The sequence below is a fragment of the Micromonospora sp. NPDC023644 genome (assembly GCF_040640115.1).
Taxonomy (GTDB): domain Bacteria; phylum Actinomycetota; class Actinomycetes; order Mycobacteriales; family Micromonosporaceae; genus Micromonospora.
The window spans coordinates 226,224-244,482 of sequence record NZ_JBFABA010000004.1; the positions used below are offsets into that span (position 1 = coordinate 226,224).

14 protein-coding genes and 1 tRNA gene are annotated in these 18,259 nt (G+C 72.8%); 6 read left to right on the plus strand and 9 right to left on the minus strand.

Annotated features, from left to right (window positions below):
- Nucleotides 1-110: 110 nt before the first annotated feature.
- Nucleotides 111-2,504 (minus strand): M4 family metallopeptidase, encoded by a 2,394-nt coding sequence (locus AB0G08_RS05440; protein WP_358083432.1) that lies wholly within the window; start codon nucleotides 2,502-2,504, stop codon nucleotides 111-113.
- Nucleotides 2,505-2,672: 168 nt separating this feature from the next.
- Between AB0G08_RS05440 and AB0G08_RS05445 the strand changes: the two genes are divergently transcribed.
- Nucleotides 2,673-3,185 (plus strand): hypothetical protein, encoded by a 513-nt coding sequence (locus AB0G08_RS05445; protein ID WP_358083435.1) that lies wholly within the window; start codon nucleotides 2,673-2,675, stop codon nucleotides 3,183-3,185.
- Nucleotides 3,186-3,276: 91 nt separating this feature from the next.
- Here AB0G08_RS05445 and AB0G08_RS05450 read toward each other — a convergent pair whose 3' ends face one another.
- The 3 genes from AB0G08_RS05450 to AB0G08_RS05460 form a co-directional block, all read right to left on the minus strand.
- A complete protein-coding gene (locus tag AB0G08_RS05450) occupies nucleotides 3,277-3,696 on the minus strand; it encodes a VOC family protein (RefSeq protein ID WP_121401524.1) in 420 nt (139 codons plus the stop codon).
- Nucleotides 3,697-3,706: 10 nt separating this feature from the next.
- Nucleotides 3,707-4,153 carry an AraC family transcriptional regulator gene (locus AB0G08_RS05455; RefSeq protein WP_358083438.1) on the minus strand — a complete coding sequence of 149 codons (447 nt, stop codon included), beginning with the start codon at nucleotides 4,151-4,153 and terminating at the stop codon, nucleotides 3,707-3,709.
- Between the two features lie 893 nt (nucleotides 4,154-5,046).
- A tRNA-Thr gene (locus AB0G08_RS05460) sits at nucleotides 5,047-5,123 on the minus strand.
- 332 nt (nucleotides 5,124-5,455) lie between these two features.
- Between AB0G08_RS05460 and ugpC the strand changes: the two genes are divergently transcribed.
- A complete protein-coding gene (gene ugpC, locus AB0G08_RS05465) occupies nucleotides 5,456-6,547 on the plus strand; it encodes a sn-glycerol-3-phosphate ABC transporter ATP-binding protein UgpC (RefSeq protein ID WP_358083440.1) in 1,092 nt (363 codons plus the stop codon).
- 61 nt (nucleotides 6,548-6,608) lie between these two features.
- Here ugpC and rlmB read toward each other — a convergent pair whose 3' ends face one another.
- Together rlmB and cysS are read right to left on the minus strand one after the other, a co-directional pair.
- Nucleotides 6,609-7,745 carry a 23S rRNA (guanosine(2251)-2'-O)-methyltransferase RlmB gene (gene rlmB, locus AB0G08_RS05470; protein WP_358083442.1) on the minus strand — a complete coding sequence of 379 codons (1,137 nt, stop codon included), beginning with the start codon at nucleotides 7,743-7,745 and terminating at the stop codon, nucleotides 6,609-6,611.
- The gene (gene cysS / locus AB0G08_RS05475) at nucleotides 7,745-9,160 is read right to left on the minus strand and encodes a cysteine--tRNA ligase (protein ID WP_358083445.1); all 1,416 of its coding nucleotides are present in this window, start codon (nucleotides 9,158-9,160) and stop codon (nucleotides 7,745-7,747) included. Before cysS ends, rlmB begins: the two co-directional genes overlap by 1 nt.
- Before the next feature lie 63 nt (nucleotides 9,161-9,223).
- On the opposite strand from cysS, the gene AB0G08_RS05480 reads away from it, so the two are divergent.
- Both AB0G08_RS05480 and AB0G08_RS05485 read left to right on the plus strand, forming a co-directional pair.
- Nucleotides 9,224-9,871, plus strand: a complete 648-nt coding sequence (locus AB0G08_RS05480; RefSeq protein ID WP_358083448.1) for a helix-turn-helix domain-containing protein — start codon at nucleotides 9,224-9,226, stop codon at nucleotides 9,869-9,871.
- A 153-nt stretch (nucleotides 9,872-10,024) separates the two neighbouring features.
- Nucleotides 10,025-11,167: a hypothetical protein gene (locus AB0G08_RS05485; protein ID WP_358083451.1), complete on the plus strand. Its 1,143-nt coding sequence runs from the start codon at nucleotides 10,025-10,027 to the stop codon at nucleotides 11,165-11,167.
- Between the two features lie 65 nt (nucleotides 11,168-11,232).
- Here the strand turns inward: AB0G08_RS05485 and AB0G08_RS05490 are convergent, their stop codons facing one another.
- Nucleotides 11,233-12,198 (minus strand): EamA family transporter, encoded by a 966-nt coding sequence (locus tag AB0G08_RS05490; protein ID WP_358083454.1) that lies wholly within the window; start codon nucleotides 12,196-12,198, stop codon nucleotides 11,233-11,235.
- 75 nt (nucleotides 12,199-12,273) lie between these two features.
- Between AB0G08_RS05490 and AB0G08_RS05495 the strand changes: the two genes are divergently transcribed.
- Nucleotides 12,274-12,819: a CGNR zinc finger domain-containing protein gene (locus tag AB0G08_RS05495; RefSeq protein WP_358083456.1), complete on the plus strand. Its 546-nt coding sequence runs from the start codon at nucleotides 12,274-12,276 to the stop codon at nucleotides 12,817-12,819.
- Nucleotides 12,820-12,947: 128 nt separating this feature from the next.
- On the opposite strand, the gene AB0G08_RS05500 is transcribed toward AB0G08_RS05495, so the two are convergent.
- On the minus strand, nucleotides 12,948-14,357 hold the full coding sequence (locus AB0G08_RS05500; protein ID WP_358083592.1) for a class II fumarate hydratase: 1,410 nt from the start codon (nucleotides 14,355-14,357) through the stop codon (nucleotides 12,948-12,950).
- 312 nt (nucleotides 14,358-14,669) lie between these two features.
- Here AB0G08_RS05500 and AB0G08_RS05505 point away from each other — a divergent pair, with 312 nt between their 5' ends.
- Nucleotides 14,670-16,484 (plus strand): hypothetical protein, encoded by a 1,815-nt coding sequence (locus AB0G08_RS05505; RefSeq protein ID WP_358083459.1) that lies wholly within the window; start codon nucleotides 14,670-14,672, stop codon nucleotides 16,482-16,484.
- A 60-nt stretch (nucleotides 16,485-16,544) separates the two neighbouring features.
- Here AB0G08_RS05505 and AB0G08_RS05510 read toward each other — a convergent pair whose 3' ends face one another.
- The gene (locus AB0G08_RS05510; RefSeq protein WP_358083462.1) at nucleotides 16,545-18,212 is read right to left on the minus strand and encodes a fumarate hydratase; all 1,668 of its coding nucleotides are present in this window, start codon (nucleotides 18,210-18,212) and stop codon (nucleotides 16,545-16,547) included.
- Between the last annotated feature and the right edge of the window lie 47 nt (nucleotides 18,213-18,259).

The window sequence follows — 18,259 nt, forward strand, 5'->3', positions numbered from 1 at the left end:
CCTGTCCGCCCGGCCGCCGGGACCGGCGACGCGTGCGGCGACCATAACGGCGGGGGCCCGACGACCACCCTGGCGGGGTGGTCGCCGGGCCCGGCGACGGTGCGGCTACGTCAGGAGACGTTGAGCGCGGTGTCGTCCACGACGAAGGACGTCTGGAGCGACGAGTCCTCGGTGCCGGTGAACTTCAGGGTCACGGTCTGTCCCTTGTACGCGGCCAGCGAGAACGACTTCTGGCTGTATCCCGTGGCCTTGTTCAGGTTCGAGTACGTGGCGAGGGTCGCCAGCACCGTCCCGGAGGAGTTGAGCACCTGCACCCGCAAGGTGTCGTATGCGGTGCCGGTGGTGGTCTCCGCCGAGTCGATGTGCAGCCAGAAGCTGAAGTTGTACGACGTGCAGCCCGCCGGCAGGCTCACCGACTGGGCGAGCGTGTCGGTGCGGGTGGTCCCGTACCCGTTCAGCCACGCGCTCCAGGTGCCGGTGCGGGCCGGCTGCGCGGTGCCGTGCTGGCCGATCACGCCCGAGGTCTGCGTCCAGGTGGTGGCCCCGGACTCGAAGCCCGGGTTGCCGAGCTTCTGACCCGGGCTGGTGCAGCCGCCGCCGGTGCCGTTCACGGTCAGCGTGTAGGTGGCGCTGCGGGTGACCGAGCCGGCGCCGTTCACGGTGACCGTGTAGGTGCCCGCCGGCGTGCCGGCCGTGGTGGCGACGGTGAGGGTCGAGGAGCCGCCCGAGGTCACCGAGGCCGGGCTGAACGAGGCGGTCGCCCCGCTCGGCAGGCCGGTGGCCGACAGCGTCACGGTCTGCGCCGAGCCGCTGGTGGTGGCCGTCGCCACGGTGGTGGAGACCGAGGCGCCGGGGTTCACCGCGCCGGAGGTCGGCGAGAGCGAGACCGAGAAGTCGTTGCCGGTCGAGCACGGCGCGTCGTTGCCGGCCACGTTCACCGCGGTCCAGGCCGCCTGGACGGTCCGGTACTCGGTGGAGCAGCTGCCGTACAGGTCGGTCGCGGCGCGCAGGCTGTACGCCCGGGCGGTGTTCGCCGGGTTGCTGGTGTTCACGTACGAGGTGTTGGAGGTGAAGTACGTGTCCAGCGCCCGCCACCAGATCTTCTCGGCCTTGGCGCGGCCGATGCCCGTCACCGCCGGGGCGGAGCCGCAGATCGGCGAGGTGCCGTACGGGGTGGCCCCGGTGCCCTCGGCGAGGTTGAAGAAGAAGTGGTTGGCGACGCCGGACGAGTAGTGCACGTCCTTGCTCTTCGTGGCGGTCGACCAGCAACTGTCGCCCGAGCCGTCGAGGGACGGGTTGTACATGTAGCGCAGCGGCGTCCCGTCACCATTGATGTTGATCTTCTCGCCGACCTGGTAGTCGCCCGGGTCGGCGGGGCTGTTGGCGTAGAACTCGACCATGTTGCCGAAGATGTCGCTGGTGGCCTCGTTGAGGCCGCCGGACTCGCCGGAGTAGGTCAGGCCGCCGGGGACCACGTTCTCGGTCACGCCGTGGCTCATCTCGTGGGCGGCCACGTCGATGGAGACCAGCGGCCGGGAGTTGCCGCTGCCATCGCCGTAGGTCATCCGGGAGCCGTCCCAGAAGGCGTTGACGTAGTTGTTGCCGTAGTGCACCCGGCTGGGCACGCCCCGGCCGTCGCCGAAGATGCCGTTGCGGCCGTGCACGTTCTTGAAGTAGTCGTACGTCCGGGCGGCGCCGTAGTGCGCGTCCACGGCGGCGGACTGCCGGTTGGAGGTGGCGCCGGTGCCCCAGGTGTTGTCGGCGTCGGTGAACGTGGTGCAGGTCGACGTGCCGTTGTTCATGTCGCACGTGGAGCCGTTGCCGCGCAGCGGGTCGATCATCTGGTACGTGCTGCCGGAGAGCGTGGTGTCCACCGTGACGGCGCCCGAGTAGACGCTGTTGCCCGTGCCGGCGACGGCCTCGATCTCGTCGTACGAGCCGATGGTCTTGCCGGTGACGGCGTCGGTGACGACGTGGAACCGCGACGGGGTCTGCCCGTCCGGGTGCCAGCCGGTGACGACGGTCTCCCAGGCCAGCCGCCCCTTGCCGGAGCTGGCGTCGACGAAGAGCTCCGGGGCGCCCACGGCGGTGAGCGTGCCGGAGAACTGGGCGCGGGCGGCCTTCTTCGCCGCCGCGGCCGGGACCTTCGCCGTGGTGGGCAGGGTCAGCGGGGCGTCCAGACCGACCGAGGAGCCGGCGTAGCCGCCATCGGGGGCCGTGTGGATGACGAAGTCGCCGCCGTACACCCGCAGGCCCTGGTAGGTCCGGGTGTAGCGGGTGTGCGCGGCGCCGTTCGGGTCCACCTTGGTGCTGTGCACCTGGTAGGACTCGGCGCTGGTGCCCTGGACGGCGCCGGGGTTGGTCCGCAGGACACTCGCCGCGGCGGCGGCGGGCCCGCCCGGGGCGGGGGCGGTCGGGGGTGCCGCGAGCACCGGGGTGGCGACGCCGGTCAGCAGGCCGCTGGTTAGCAGGGCCGTACCGACGGCGGCAAGGGGTCTCTTCACGTGCCCTCCTGAACGGGGGTATGCGTGACGGAGATAGTCACGCATGTAGATATAACGATGGGACGACGCAAAAGAGAAGGGGTGATCCGAATTCCGTCCGGGACACTGACCGTTCGGTGGAACCGGGGCCGGCGGGAACCGCGCCGCCGCGCCGCGCGTCCGAGCGGCATGAGATCAGCTTCGATGGCCGGGGTCAAGATCGCGCTGGTGGCGACCCTCCTGTCCGGCTGCGCGGCCACCGAGCCGGCGCACCGGGTGCCACCGCCGGGAAGCTTGCCGGCGAGCCCGTCCGCACCCGACCGGCCGACGGCCGCGCCACCCACCCCCGCACCGACGGCCGCGGCGCGCGTCGTGCTGACCCGGTCGGGCGGGATCGCCGGGCGCGGCGACACCGTGACGGTGGAGCCCGACGGACGGTGGACCGCCGTCGACCGCACCGGGTCGCGGCGCACCGGCCAACTCTCCGGCGCGGACCTGGACCGGCTGCGCCGGCTCGTCGCCGACCCCGCGCTCGCCGCCGGGGCCGGCCGCCCGTCGACCCCCACCGCCTGCCGGGACGCCTTCAGCTACCGGCTGACCGTCGGGGCGGTGGAGACCGGCTACGTGGACTGCCCGTCCGACGGCGACGCGCCGACGACGGCCCGCGCGGTGGTGGAACTGCTGGTCGGGGCCACCGGCTGAGCGGGGCGGGGCCCACGTCGTCCCCCTCGTACGCGACCGGAGGCGTGCCGCTTGCGGCACGCCTCCGGATCATGGCCTTCCAGCGCCGGGATCAGCCCCTGGGGAACATCTGGCCGATGCGGATCTTGTTGCCGAACGGGTCGCGGATGCCGAAGTCGATCCCGTACGGGCGCTCCATCGGCTCGTCGGTGATCTCGACGCCCTTGGCGACCAGGTCCTCGTACGTCTTGTGCGCGTCGTCGGTGGTCATGAAGAGGTACCCGCCCAGGGCCCCCTTGGTGAGCAGCTCCCGGACCTGCTCGGCGGTGGCCGGGTCCAGCGCGGGCGGGCCCGGCTTCTCCAGCAGGATCTCGCGCTCCGGGTCGCCGGGCAGGTTCACCGTCAGCCAGCGCATGAAGCCGAGATCCTGGTCCGTGTTGACCTCCAGGCCGAGCTTCCCCACGTAGAAGTCGAGGGCCTCGTCCTGGTCGAGGACGTAGATCTGGGAGCGGCTGATCGCGTTCATCGTCATGCCGGGAACGCTACGGGTCCGCCCTGACCTGCTGCTTATCCAAAACTGACCTCTGCTGGCCGAAGCTGCTGGGCCGGGTCCACGCCTTGGTGAAGCAGGTCGGCACGCCTGCGGCCGGCGCCTTGCGCCGGCGGTACTCCGACGGCGGCTCGCCGACGATCTGACGGAACGTGCGGCTGAACGTGCCCAGGCTGGAGAAGCCGACCGCGTAGCAGACGTCGGTGACGTCCCGGTCGGTGTGCAGCAGCAGGTACATGGCCCGCTCCACCCGCCGCCGCTGGAGGTAGCGGTGCGGGGTCTCGCCGAAGGTGGCCCGGAAGGTGCGGATGAAGTGCGCCTCGGAGACGTACGCGATGCGGGCCAGGGCGGCGATGTCCAGCGGCTTGTCGTACGCGCGGTCCATGGCGTCGCGGGCGCGCAGCATGGCCCGGTTCGACTCCTCCGCCGCCCTGCTCACGCCGCCCAGCGTAGCCGCGCCGGTCACCGGCCTGCCGCATCCTGCCGGTCGGCCACGTCCCGCGCTCGCAGCGAATCGATCACCCGTGTCGCCTTGGCCGGGAGTCGCGCGGTGGAGCGGATCAAGAGCCGATGCCGATCGCCCACGCTGTCCTCCGCCAGGATCTCGATGTCCAGGTGGCCGATGGCAGCCAGGGCACGGCAGGAGAACTCGCCGATCCCGAGGCCGTCGACCCCCCCGCTGCTGGGGAACGACCGGGGTGCGCCCGATCCACGTCAGCTCGGCGTCCGCCTCTTCGATGCCATGACGCCGGAGCCGAGCTTCCAGATCGGGAAACCCGAGCCAGTCCGACGCGCCCGTCCGCTCCTCCCCGTGGAAGGTGATCCGGTAGAGGATCTGCGTCACCGTCGCGTGACCCGGCCCCGCGTTGAAGAAATAGAGGATCCAACGCCCACCGTCGCCCTCCTTCTGCATCCAGCCGTAACCGAAGTGGGGCCGGACCGTCTTGGCGAACTGCGCACGGGCGAGCATGAGCCCGCCGAACACGGCGAGCAGGTTCGCGGTGGTGGGAAGGTCCACGACGGAGAGCCGCCACGGCAGCTCGTCCACGGGGACCTTCACGTTCGCCCGAACGGCTTCCCAGAGGAAGTTGCCCGCCAGGATCGACACGCGGCGGAGGACCTCTGGAAGCACTGACGCCGGGGGTTCGGGCGGGTCGGCCGCGGAGCGACAGCGGCAGCGCCCGGCGCGCCCGGGCAAGGTCCACGCCCACGCCAACCTCGACGCGACGCGTCAGCCGCTCGGCGGGCGGCTGTCACGAGCCCGGCCCCTGTCAGCGTTGCTGTCGACCGGCCCGCTCGCGACAGCGCCCGGCGAGGGATGCCTGATGGAATTGGAGCCCCCGGCCGGGATCGAACCGGCGACATCTCGCTTACAAGGCGAGTGCTCTGGCCAGCTGAGCTACAGGGGCGTGTGGTGCCGACGTCAGCATAGCGACTGACGTCCGGATTTCCCCCTCGGCAGGCCCCCCGACCACCGGAAACGTCGCCGACCCACCGCGAAGTACCGGTATCGGCGGTCGATTGATGTCCGCCCGTGCCCGACTGCCCGGAATGTCTATGGAACCTGTCCCATCCCGTGCTCCCCGCCTTGGCACGTGGCGAAAAGCCGTTTACCGTGCAGTGACACGGACGACATCTCGATCATCGAGAGGCTGCCCGTGGGCCGGCGCGCTCCCGTGCCGGCCGCTCCTTCACTCGGATCGTCCGGCACGTTCCTGCCGGTGAAAGGAAGCACCCCACCATGGCTACGGTCACCTACTCCAAGGCGTCCCGGATCTACCCGGGCCAGGAGCGTCCCGCCGTCAACCAGCTCGACCTGGAGATCGGCGACGGCGAGTTCCTCGTCCTGGTCGGCCCCTCCGGTTGCGGCAAGTCCACCAGCCTGCGCATGCTCGCCGGCCTGGAGGACGTCGACCAGGGCTCGATCCACATCGACGACCGGGACGTCACCCACCTGCCGCCGAAGGCCCGCGACATCGCGATGGTCTTCCAGAACTACGCCCTCTACCCGCACATGACGGTGTACGAGAACATGGCGTTCGCGCTCAAGCTGCGCAAGACCTCGAAGGCCGAGATCGACCGGCGGGTCAAGGAGGCGGCGGCGCTGCTGCAGCTGGAGGAGTTCCTCGGCCGCAAGCCGAAGGCCCTCTCCGGCGGTCAGCGCCAGCGAGTGGCCATGGGCCGGGCGATCGTCCGCGAGCCGCAGGTCTTCCTCATGGACGAGCCGCTGTCGAACCTCGACGCGAAGCTGCGGGTGCAGACCCGTACCCAGATCGCGTCGCTGCAGGCCAAGCTGGGCGTCACCACCGTCTACGTCACCCACGACCAGGTCGAGGCCATGACGATGGGCCACCGGGTGGCGGTCATGCTCGACGGCGTGCTCCAGCAGGTGGACACCCCGCGGGCGCTCTACGACACCCCGGCCAACGTCTTCGTCGCCGGCTTCATGGGCTCCCCCGCCATGAACATCAAGACCGTGCCGCTGAACGAGCGGGGCGCCGCGTTCGCCGACCTGCACATCCCGCTCACCCGCGAGCAGGTCGAGGCGGCCCGCGCCGACGGTGGCAACAACAAGGTGACCGTCGGCTTCCGCCCCGAGGACTGCGACCTGGTCAGCCCGACCGAGGGCGGCATGCCCGTCGTCGTCGAGCTGGTCGAGGACCTCGGCTCGGACGCCAACATCTACGGCCACGCCGCGCTGGAGGGCAACAACGAGCGCTTCGTGGTCCGCACCGACCGGCGCACCATGCCGAACATGGGCGACACCGTGTTCGTCAAGCCGCGCGAGGGCCGCAGCCACGTGTTCAACGCGGGCACCGGCAACCGCATCTGACGTACGACGAGAAAGGGGCGGCCCGCCATCGGCGGACCGCCCCTTTCGCGTGTCTGCGGGATCAGCCCTCGGCGGCCCGGCGGCGTGCCACCTCGGCGAGGGTCACGGCGGCGGCGACGCTGGCGTTGAGCGACTCGACCTCGGAGACCATCGGGATGCTCACCGTGAGGTCGCAGGTCTCGCCGACCAGCCGGGAGAGCCCTCGGCCCTCGGAGCCGACCACCACGACCAGCGGGCCGACGGCGGCCTCCAGGTCGTAGAGGTCCGTCTCGCCGTCGGCGTCCAGGCCCACGACCATGAAGCCGGCGTCCTGACAGGCCTTCAGCGACCGGGTCAGGTTGGTCACCTGGGCGACCGGCACCCGCGCCGCCGCGCCGGCGCTGGTCCGCCAAGCGGTCGCGGTGATCCCGGCGGCCCGTCGCTCGGGTACGAAGACGCCCTGCGCGCCGAAGGCGGCGGCGGAGCGGATCACCGCGCCGAGGTTGCGCGGGTCGGTGACCCCGTCCAGCGCCACCAGCAGCGGAGCGGCCTGCTCCAGCGCCGCCGCGACGAGGTCCTCGAAGGGCTCGTACGCGAACGGCGGCACCTGGAGACCGACGCCCTGGTGCAGCACGCCGCCCGTCATCCGGTCCAGCTCGGCCCGGCTGATCTCCAGGTTCGCGATGCCCCGGTCGGCGGCCGTCCGGATGATCTCGTTGACCCGGTCGTCGACGTCGATGCCCTGGGCGGTGTAGAGCGCGGTCGCCGGCACCAGGGCACGCAGCGCCTCCAGCACCGGGTTGCGCCCGACCAGCAGCTCCGGGGTGTCCTTCGACGGGTTGGACTTGCGGCCCGGGGCGACCCGGGGGCCGCCCCGACCGGCGGGCCTGGCGCCCCGGCCACCGCCCGTGCCGCGCCCGCCGCCCGTCGGCGTGCCCCGGCCACCGCCCTTGCCCCAGGTGGTGTCCTTGCTGCCCGGCTGGCCGATCTTGGGCGCGCGGCCCTCCTCGGCCGCCGCCCGGCGCTCCTTGTCCTGCTTCCAGGCGGTGCGCTGGGGCAGCTTCTCGGTGCCCGAGTAGGCCTTGTGCCAGGGCCGCTCGTCGGCGGGCAGGGTCCTGCCCCGCCCGGCGAGCGAGTCCTTGTTCTTGCCACCGGAGCCCTTGGGGGCTCCCGCCTTCGGCGTCAGACGCCGGCCACGGCGCTGCGAGTTGCCGGCCATCAGTCCTGCTCTCCAATAGTCCAACGGGGGCCCTGGGGGGTGTCCTCGACCACCACGCCGGCCTGCTTGAGCTGGTCGCGTACGGCGTCGGCGGCGGCCCAGTCCTTGCGACCGCGGGCCTGTGCGCGCTGCTCCAGGGCCAGCGCGACCAGTGAGTCCACCACGCCGCGCAGGTCGTCCGTGCGGCCGCCACCGGTCCACGCCGGGTCGAGGGGGTCGACCCCGAGGATATCCAGCATGGCGCGGGCCGCGGCCAGCGCCGTGCGGACGGTCACATCGTCGCCGCCGGTCAGGGCGGTGTTGCCGTCGCGGACCACCTCGTGCAGGACGGCGAACGCGGCGGAGGTGTTCAGGTCGTCGTCCATCGCCGCCGCGAACGCGCCCGGCAGCTCACCGAGCTGGCCGGCGCCGACGCGCTCGACGGCCCGCTGCACGAACCCCTCGATCCGGCGGTACGCGACGGCGGCCTCGCGCAGCGCGTCCTCCGAGTAGTCGATCCGGGACCGGTAGTGCGCGGCGGCGTAGTAGTAGCGCAGCTCCACGGGGCGCACCCCGAGCGAGTCGACGTACGCCAGGTCGAGGGCGTTGCCCAGCGACTTGCCCATCTTCGCGCCGTCGATGCTGAGCAGCCCGTGGTGCACCCAGTAGCGGGCGAACGGCAGCCCGGCGGCCTGCGACTGGGCGATCTCGTTCTCGTGGTGGGGGAAGGTGAGGTCGAGCCCTCCGCCGTGGATGTCGAACTCGGCGCCGAGGTAGCGCCAGCACATCGCCGAGCACTCGATGTGCCAGCCCGGCCGGCCCCGCCCCCACGGCGACGACCAGTAGGCGTCCGCCGGCTCGTCGGGCTTGGCGCCCTTCCAGAGCGCGAAGTCGCGTGGGTCGCGCTTGCCCCGGTCGGGCGCGTCGCCGGCCGACTGCATCGCGTCCGGCGACTGTCCCGACAGGGAGCCGTAGGCCGGCCAGGAGCAGACGTCGAAGTAGACGTCGCCGGAGTCGTCGGTGGCCGGGTAGGCGTGCCCCTCGGCGATCAGCCTCGCGATCAGCTCGTGCATCTCCGGGATGTGCCCGGTGGCCCGCGGCTCGTACGTCGGGGGCAGCACGTTGAGCGCCCGGTAGGACTCGGCCAGGACCAGCTCGTTGGCGTACGCGATCGACCAGAACGGCCGGCCCCGCTCCATCGCCTTGACCAGGATCTTGTCGTCGATGTCGGTCACGTTGCGGATGAAGGTGACCTCGTAGCCGGCGGCGAGCAGCCAGCGGCGCAGCACGTCGTAGTTGACGCCGGAGCGAAGGTGACCGATGTGCGGCGGGGCCTGGAGGGTGAGACCACACAGGTAGACCCCCACCTTGCCGGCTTCCCGCGGGACGAAGTCCCGGACCGATCGGGTGGCGGTGTCATACAGGCGTAGCGTCACCGTACAAGGGTAGCCGTCCACGCATTCCGGGGTCGTCCGGAGCCGGGTCGTACGCTGCTGGTCGTGGAGACGACGGCGCGGGGCGGGGAGACGGCGCAGACGCTGGACCGGGGGCTGCGGCTGCTGCACCTGGTCGCCGACGCGCCGGGCGGGCTGACCGTGACCGAGGCGGCGAACCGGCTGGGCGTCGGCCGGGCGGCGGTGTACCGGCTGGTCGGCGCGCTCGCCGCGCACGGCATGCTGCGCCGCGACGGCGACGGCCGGCTGCGCCTCGGCGCCGGGGTGCTGCACCTGGCGCGGCGGGCCCAGCCGCTGCTCGCCGAGGGGGCGCTGCCGGCGCTGCGCCGCCTCGCGGAGCAGGCCGGCGCGACCGCCCACCTGACGGTGGTCGAGGGCGGCGAGGGGGTCGCGCTCGCCGTGGTCGAGCCGAGCTGGACGTCGTTCCACGTCGCGTACCGGACGGGGGCGCGGCACCCGCTGGAGCGCGGTGCGGCCGGGCGGGCCATCCTCGCCGGGCGGGCGGGCGCCGCCGGCCCGGTGAGCACCGCCGGGGAGCTCCAGCCCGGGGCGTACGGGGTGGCCGCCCCGGTGCTCGGCGTGCCGGGCCTGGAGGCGAGCGTCGGGGTGGTGGCGCTGGCCCCGCTGGACGCCGAGGTGGTCGGCGCGCAGGTCCTCGCCGCCGCCACGGCCATCGCCGCCGCCCTGTCCTGACCCCGCCCGCCCTTCCCGGGCCACCGCCCGCGGCGAACCCTTACCACATCGGACGGCCGTCGGGCCGGTTGTCCACAGTCGACGCCGCGCGGGGGCGGCCCTGGTTGTCCACAGGGGTGCCGGGCGGGGCCGGACGGCGGGCACGCTGCCCACATGCCACCTCCACCACACCGGCCCGCCGTCCTGGCCTGGCAGGTCTTCCGCGGCTCCGACGCGATCCGACAGGGGCTGGTCACCGAGCACCAGCTGCGCAGCTCGGCCTGGCTGCGCCTGCGCCACGACGTCTACGCCGACGCCCGGCTGGACCGGGACCACGCCCTGGCCTGCCGGGCCGCCGCCCTGCGGCTGCCGCCCGAGGCGGTCGTCGCCGGCCCCTCGGCGGCCTACCTGCACGGCGTCGAGCACGCCGCCTCCTTCGCCGACGACGTGCACTTCCTCGTCCCGAGGACGATGCGCCTCGGCCCGCAGCGGGGCCTGCGCGTGCACTCCACGGGCCCGGCCACGTCGCCGCCGTGCGCGCCCGCGCGATCCCGAGGGGCGGGCGACGGTCCGGGCGTGCCGGGCCGACCGCCCGCCGACCGCCGTAACGTCGCGGCCCGCCCGCCCGACGACCGCCGTAACGTCGCGGCCCGCCCGCCCGACGACCGCCGTGACGTCGCGGTCCGACCGCCCGGCGGGGGCCGGAGCACGGCGGCCCGTCCGTCCGCCACCGGCCGGAGCGGCGCGGTCCTTCCGCCCCCGGGCGGCCTGCTGGTCGCCGAGCTGCGGACCGCCGGCGTGCCGGCCCGCACGGATCCGACCGCGGCGGCGTGGGAGACGGCGGTCTGGTTGGAGCCGCTGCGGGCGGTCGGCATCGTCGACTCGCTGCTCCGGCAGGGGCTGACCAGCCGCGAGGCCCTCGTCGGCATCGCCGACCGCAACGCCGACCGGCCCGGCGGTCGGCGGGCGCGCTGGGTGTTCGAGTTGGCGGATCCGGGCGCCCGGTCGCCGGCGGAGTCCGAGTTGCGGGTGCGGCTGGTGCTGGCCGGGCTGCCGCGCCCCGCCGTCCGGCACCCGGTCCGGGTCGCCTCCGGGCTGGTGCTGCACGCCGACCTGGGGTGGCCGGCGTACCGCGTCGCCGTCGCCCCGGACGGGCGGCACGCCGGGGCCGGTGGCGGGCACCTCGACCGGATCGCCCAACTGGTCGGCGCCGGCTGGCTCGTGCTGCCCGTCACCGGCAGGCGACTGCGCCAGGACTTCCCGGGCGTCCTGCGCGAGGTGCGCGCCGCGCTCGGCGCCCGGGGCTGGCGCCCGTGACCGGGGCGCTCCCGCCACCGTGCGCCCGACCGGCCGCCCGCTGTTCGCCCCCGGTCTGGTTCAGGTCACGGCAGGGCGGGCTCGGTGGCGCGCGGCTCCGGGCGACCCTCGGTGCGGGGAGCGCGCAGCTCGTCGACGCGCACCAGGGCGACCCCGGCGACGATCAGGGTGCCGCCGAGCAGTTGCACCACGGTGGGCAGCTCACCCAGCACCAGCCAGGCGATCAGGACGGCGAACATCACCTCGGTCAACCCGACGAATGACGACAGCCGGGCGCCGAGGATCCGGGTGCCGGCGATCCCGGCGAGGTACGCGACGACGGCGGCGACCAGCGACAGGCCGACCACCGGCACGAGCCAACTGGTCTGCTGCCCGGCGAAGGTGACCTCGCCGAAGGCCGCGCGCAGCGGCAGCGCGCCGACCGCGCCGAGCAGCAGCAGGACGGCGGCCCCGACGGCCATGCCGCCGCTGGCCAGGGCCACCGAGGGCAGCTCCTCGTCGACCCGCCCGGCGAGCACGAAGTAGCCGGCGAGGCCGACGGCCGCCCCGAGCCCCCAGAGCACGCCCACCGGGTCGAGCCGGCCGGCGCCGGTCAGGTCCAGGACGAAGAACAGGCCGGCGAGGGCCGCCACCGAGCCGGCGACGGTCAGCCGGCGGGGACGCTGCCCGTGGACCAGCCACATCCAGCCCACCACCAGGACGATGCCGAGGTACTCCAGCAGCAGCGCGACGCCGACCGGCAGGTAGCGGACCGCGTTGAAGAAGCAGACCTGGGCCGTCGCGACCCCGAGCAGCCCGAACACGCCGATCGCGGCGAGGTTGCGGCGCAGCACGTCCCATTTGCCGCGCAGGGAGAGCACGGCCGGGACCGCCACGACCAGCGCGGCGATGCCGACCCGGGCGGCCACGGCCGCTTCGGCCGACCAGCCGGCGTCGATGAGGGACCGGGCGAACGTGCCCGACGTGGCGAAGGTGACGGCGGAGAGAAGGGCGAGGCCGAGACCGAGCCCGGCGGCGGGTGGCTGACGCATCGATCCACTCCCACTGTCACGAGTAAAATGCCACTACGCTCGTGACGCTAGGCGGGCACCCCGACAGGAGTCAAGTTGCTTTTCACCCATGACACGGAATGCTCCCTGACTGCCATGGCCGCCCTGGTCAACACAGCCGGCCGCGACGGTGAGGGCCTGCCCGACGTCGCCGCCCTGGACGCGTTCTTCGTCGCCCACACCTACAGCGGGCGGCACGAGCACACCGGGGACGAACTGCGGGCGGTGCGCGACCTCCGGCCCCGGCTGCGCCGCGTCTGGTACGCCGACACCGAGGGGATCGTCGCCATCGTCAACGGGCTGCTCCGCGAGAACGACGCGCTGCCGCAGCTCATCACGCACGACGACGAGCCGTACCACATCCACGCCGTGCCGCGCGACGCGCCGCTGGCGACCCGGATGGCCGTCGAGGCCGCGATGGCGCTGGCGGATCTCGTACGCGCCGGGGAGCTGCGCCGGCTGCGGATCTGCGACCACCCGGACTGCGAGAACGTGCTCGTCGACCTGTCGAAGAACCGGTCCCGGCGGTTCTGCGACGCGGGCTGCGGCAACCGCGCCGCCGTCACCGCCTACCGCGCCCGCAAGGCCGCCAGCGGGCGCTGAACCGAAGGTGGGGAATCGTCAGCGACACGGCCCGGCCCGGGACCCGGCTGCCCCCGGCATCGCCTTCCGGAACGCCGCCGACATGCCGAGCCGCACCGGGCCGGACCAGCCGGCGGCACCGGCACGGCTCAGGGGTGGGTCATCCGGAGCAGGTCGAGCGCCTCGTCGAGCTGGGTCTCGGTCAGCTTGCCCGATTCGACGTGCCCCCGGGCGATGACCACCTCGCGGATCGAGATCTGCTTGGCCAGCGCCTCCTTGGCGATCGAGGCGGCCTCGTCGTACCCGAGGTGACGGTTGAGCGGGGTGACGATCGACGGCGAGCCCTCCGCGTACGCCAGGCAGACCTCGGCGTCCGCGACCAGGCCGACCACCAGGCGGTCGGCGAAGAGCCGGCTCGACGCGGCGAGCAGGCGGACCGACTCCAGCAGGTTGCGGCCCATCACGGGGAGCATGACGTTCAGCTCGAAGTCGCCCTGGGAGCCGGCGAACCCGACGGCGGCGTCGTTGCCGATGACCTGGGCGCAGACCTGCCGCATCGCCTCGGCGACGACCGGGTTGACCTTGCCCGGCATGATCGACGAGCCGGGCTGGAGGTCGGGGATGCGCAGCTCGCGCAGCCCGGCGCGGGGGCCCGAACCCATCCAGCGGATGTCGTTGGCGATCTTGTAGAGGCCGACGGCGACCGTGCGCAGCTGCCCGGAGGTCTCCACCAGCGCGTCCCGGGCGCCCTGCGCCTCGAAGTGGTTGCGCGCCTCGGTCAGCGGCAGCCCGGTCGAGCCGCGCAGCTTCTCGATGACCTTCGCGGCGAAGCCGAGCGGAGTGTTGATGCCGGTGCCCACCGCCGTGCCGCCCAGCGGCAGCTCGGCCAGCCGGGGCAGCGCCCCCTCCAGCCGCTCGATGCCGTAGCGGACCTGGGCGGCGTACCCGCCGAACTCCTGCCCGAGGGTCACCGGCGTGGCGTCCATCAGGTGGGTGCGCCCGGCCTTGACCACGGTCTCGAACTCCGCCGCCTTGCCCTCCAGCGCCTCCGCCAGGTGGGCAAGCGCGGGCAGCAGGTCCCGCGCCACGGCCTCGGTGGCGGCCAGGTGGATCGAGGACGGGAAGACGTCGTTGCTGGACTGCGAGGCGTTCACGTCGTCGTTCGGGTGCACGTCGCGGCCCAGCTCCCGGCTGGCGAGCGTGGCGATGACCTCGTTGGTGTTCATGTTCGACGACGTGCCGGACCCGGTCTGGAACACGTCGATCGGGAACTGGTCGTCGTAGCCGCCGTCGGCCACGTGCGCCGCGGCGGCGGCGATCGCCGCGGCCACATTCGCGTCGATCACGCCCAGCTCGCCGTTGACCTCGGCCGCCGCCCCCTTGATCTGGGCCAGCGCCCGGATCTGGGCCGGCTCGATCCCCCGGCCGGAGATCGGGAAGTTCTGCACCGCGCGCTGGGTCTGCGCGCGCCACAGCGCCTCGGCGGGCACCTCCACCTCGCCCATCGAGTCGCGTTCGATCCGGTAGCCCGTCGCCTCTGGAGTCGTCACGCGTACCATCCTGCCGCGCCGCGCGCCGACGTGCAGATGATCGCGGCGAGCCGGGTCGGCGCCGGCGGTCACGGCGCCCCGGACGAAAGCCGACACCGTTCCGAGAGCGGATCGACAGTCCTCACACCGACACTCGTCACCGGGTCGCCGCCGACGGCGACCGAACGGGGGCGGTGCGCCCGCCGACTCCTCAGGGCGGGCGCACCGACGTCACTCGAAAAGCCGAGCGCCTTCCGCGTGTCACGTATCTAGGATCGTGGAAGTATTCGCACTCCCATCGGAGGATCTTCCACCTTGCACGGACAACGGGGTTCCACCGGCGTGCCCGCCGTACGCCGTCGGCGCGTTCCGCGCCGGCTTCTGGCCACCGGCCTCACCGCCCTGCTCACCGCCACCAGCGCCCTGGTCGTAACCGCCACGCCGGCATCCGCCGGGGTGAGCCGGTTCATCCTTCCGACCAGCGGCAGTTGGACCGACGCCCGTCAGCCGTCGACCGCTTCTCCGGAGATCGACGGCACCGTGCCGGTCGGCACCTGGACGTCCGGCGACGACAAGCACACCTCGCGGGCCTACTTCACCTACGACCTCTCTCCGTTCCAGGGCAAGCGCGTCATTCGTGCCCTCGGTCTCACCGAGGAGACGGCGGTCAACGAATGCTCGAAGCCACGCGAGATCGAGCTGTGGCGGACCGACGTACCGACCACCGCATTGACCTGGGAAACGTCACCCGCGGTTCGCGAGAAGATCGCTGACATCGCGCCGGCCGCTCCGTGTCAGGGGCAGTTGGAAGTGCTGCTCACCGAGGCGGTACGGCAGGCGGTCGAGGCCGGACAGACCTCGATCACCTTCATGGCACGGATCGCCGGAGACCACGAGGACAAGCTGCCCTACGGCCGATGGATCAGGGAACTCGTTATCTCCATCGACTCGAACACGCCGCCGGACGTACCGACCAACCTGGCAGTCGACGGGCTCCCCTGCGCCGACGGGCTGCACATCGGCACGGCCACGCCGTACCTGTCGGCGAAGGTCACCGACGCGGACGCGGCACCGTCGAACGCCGAGCCGGTGACCGCCACCTTCGCCTGGTGGCCGGTGACCGACCCGACCATGCGGACCGAGCACACGTCCCCGGCCAAGGCCGCCGGGTCGTCTTTCTCGTACAGCGTTGCGGCCGGCCAGATGGTCGACGGGACGTACGCCTTCGCCGTCCGGGCCACCGACAGGGCGGGCGACACCTCCGCCTGGTCGGCGGAGTGCCGGTTCACCGTCGACACCACCAGCCCCGCCCAGCCGACGGTCAGCTCCACGGACTACCCGGCCGACGACGGCTGGTACGGCGGTCCCGGCATCCCGGGCCAGTTCACCTTCTCCGCCGGCGGCGACACCGACACGGTGCGGTTCCGCTACAGCGTGTCCGGGCAGCCGGCGACCGACGTGGCGGCCGACGTCCCGGGCGGCTCGGCGACCGTCACCCTCACCCCCGACCGGGACGGGCCGAGGACGCTCACCGTCGAGGCGGTGGACCTCGCGGGCAATCGCTCCCCCGCCACGAGCTACGAGTTCCGGGTGCGCACCACCAGCCCGACGATCACCGACGCCAACCCGACGGCCGGGTACGGCCAGCCGCGCACCCTGACCTTCTCGCCGCGGATGGAGGACGTCGTCGAGTACACCTACCGGCTCGACGACGGGCCGGAGCAGACCGTCGCCGCGGTCGCCGACGGCACGGCCACGGTCACGATCACGCCGACCAGGCCGGGCTACAACACCGTGTACGTCCGCAGTCGCACCGCCGGTGACCTGCCGTCCGGCGAGGGCACCTACCGGTTCTACCTGGCGACCAAGCCCACGGTCAGCTCCGTCGAGTACCCGATCAACAAGTTCCAGGGGGCGATCGCCGGCACGCCGGGGACGTTCGTCCTCCAGGCCGGCATGCCCGGGGTGACGGAGTTCGTCTACTCCTTCGACGGCCGCCCGGCGGAGACGGTCGCGGCGGGCCCCGACGGGTCGGCGTCGGTGGGGTACACCCCGACGACCGCCGGGATCCACCGGATCACCGTCCACACGCGGACCGGCGACGGGATCGTGTCGGAGACCTTCAGCGGCACCTTCTACGCCAGCCGGGCCAGCTGACGTAGGGCAACGACGAGGGGCGCCGGGCCACTGCCCGGCGCCCCTTCGCGTACGCGTGGATCAGCGGCGGCCGACCGTCAGCACCGGCTTGGTGACCTCGGCGAAGAAGTCGTTGCCCTTGTCGTCGACCACGATGAAGGCCGGGAAGTCCTCCACCTGGATCTTCCAGACCGCCTCCATGCCCAGCTCCGGGTATTCCAGGACCTCGACGTGCTTGATGCAGTCCTGGGCGAGCCGGGCGGCCGGGCCGCCGATCGAGCCGAGGTAGAAGCCGCCGTACTGCTGGCAGGAGCGGGTGACCTGGGCGGAGCGGTTGCCCTTGGCGAGCATGACCTGCGAGCCGCCCGCGGCCTGGAACTTCTCCACGTACGCGTCCATCCGGCCGGCGGTCGTCGGGCCGAACGAGCCGGACGCGTAGCCCTCCGGGGTCTTGGCCGGGCCGGCGTAGTAGACCGCGTGGTCGCGCAGGTACTGCGGCATCGGCTCGCCGGCGTCCAGCCGCTCCGCGATCTTGGCGTGCGCGATGTCGCGGGCCACCACGAGCGGGCCGGTCAGCGACAGCCGGGTCTTCACCGGGTACTTCGACAGCTCGGCGCGGATCTCGTCCATCGGGCGGTTGAGGTCGACCTTGACGACCGTCTCGGCGTCGAGCGTCTCGTCGGTGACGTCCGGCAGGAAGCGCGCCGGGTCGGTCTCGAGCCGCTCCAGCCACACGCCCGACGGGGTGATCTTGGCGACCGCCTGCCGGTCGGCCGAGCAGGAGACGGCGATCGCCACCGGGCAGGAGGCGCCGTGCCGGGGCAGCCGGACCACCCGTACGTCGTGGCAGAAGTAGCGCCCGCCGAACTGCGCGCCGATGCCGAAGTTGCGGGTCAGCTCCAGCACCTCCGCCTCCAGCTCCAGGTCGCGGAAGCCGTGCGCGGTCATCGAGCCTGCGGTGGGCAGCGCGTCGAGGTACTTGGCGCTGGCGTACTTGGCGGTCTTCAGCGCGTACTCGGCGGAGGTGCCGCCGATGACGATGGCGAGGTGGTAGGGCGGGCAGGCGGCGGTGCCGATCAGCCGCAGCTTCTCCTCCAGGAACTGCATCATCCGCGTGGGGTTCAGCAGCGCCTTGGTCTCCTGGTAGAGGTACGACTTGTTGGCCGAGCCGCCGCCCTTGGCCATGAAGAGGAACTTGTACGCGTCGGGCTGCCCGTCCGGGTCCTCCGCGTAGAGCTCGACCTGGGCCGGCAGGTTGCTGCCGGTGTTGCGCTCGTCCCACATGGTCAGCGGGGCGAGCTGCGAGTAGCGCAGGTTGAGCCGGGTGTAGGCCTGGTAGACGCCGCGCGAGACGGCCTCGGCGTCGCTGCCGTCGGTGAGCACGTGCCGGCCGCGCTTGCCCATCACGATCGCGGTGCCGGTGTCCTGGCACATCGGCAGCACGCCGCCGGCCGCGATGTTGGCGTTGCGCAGCAGGTCGAGCGCGACGAACCGGTCGTTCGGCGAGGCCGCCGGATCGTCGATGATCGACCGTAGCTGGGCCAGGTGCGCGGGGCGCAGGTAGTGCGCGATGTCGTGCATCGCCTCGGCGGTCAGCGCGGTGAGCGCGGTCGGCTCCACGGTGAGGAACCGGCGGCCCCCCGGCCCGTTGACGACGTCGACGCCCTCGTCGGTGACCAGGCGGTATTCCGTCTGGTCGGGACCGGTCGGCAGCAAGGGAGCGTACGAGAACGCGGCGGCACTGCTCATGAGCGGAAAGCCTAGGGCAGAAGGGTCGATCAGTCCCACCCGCCGGG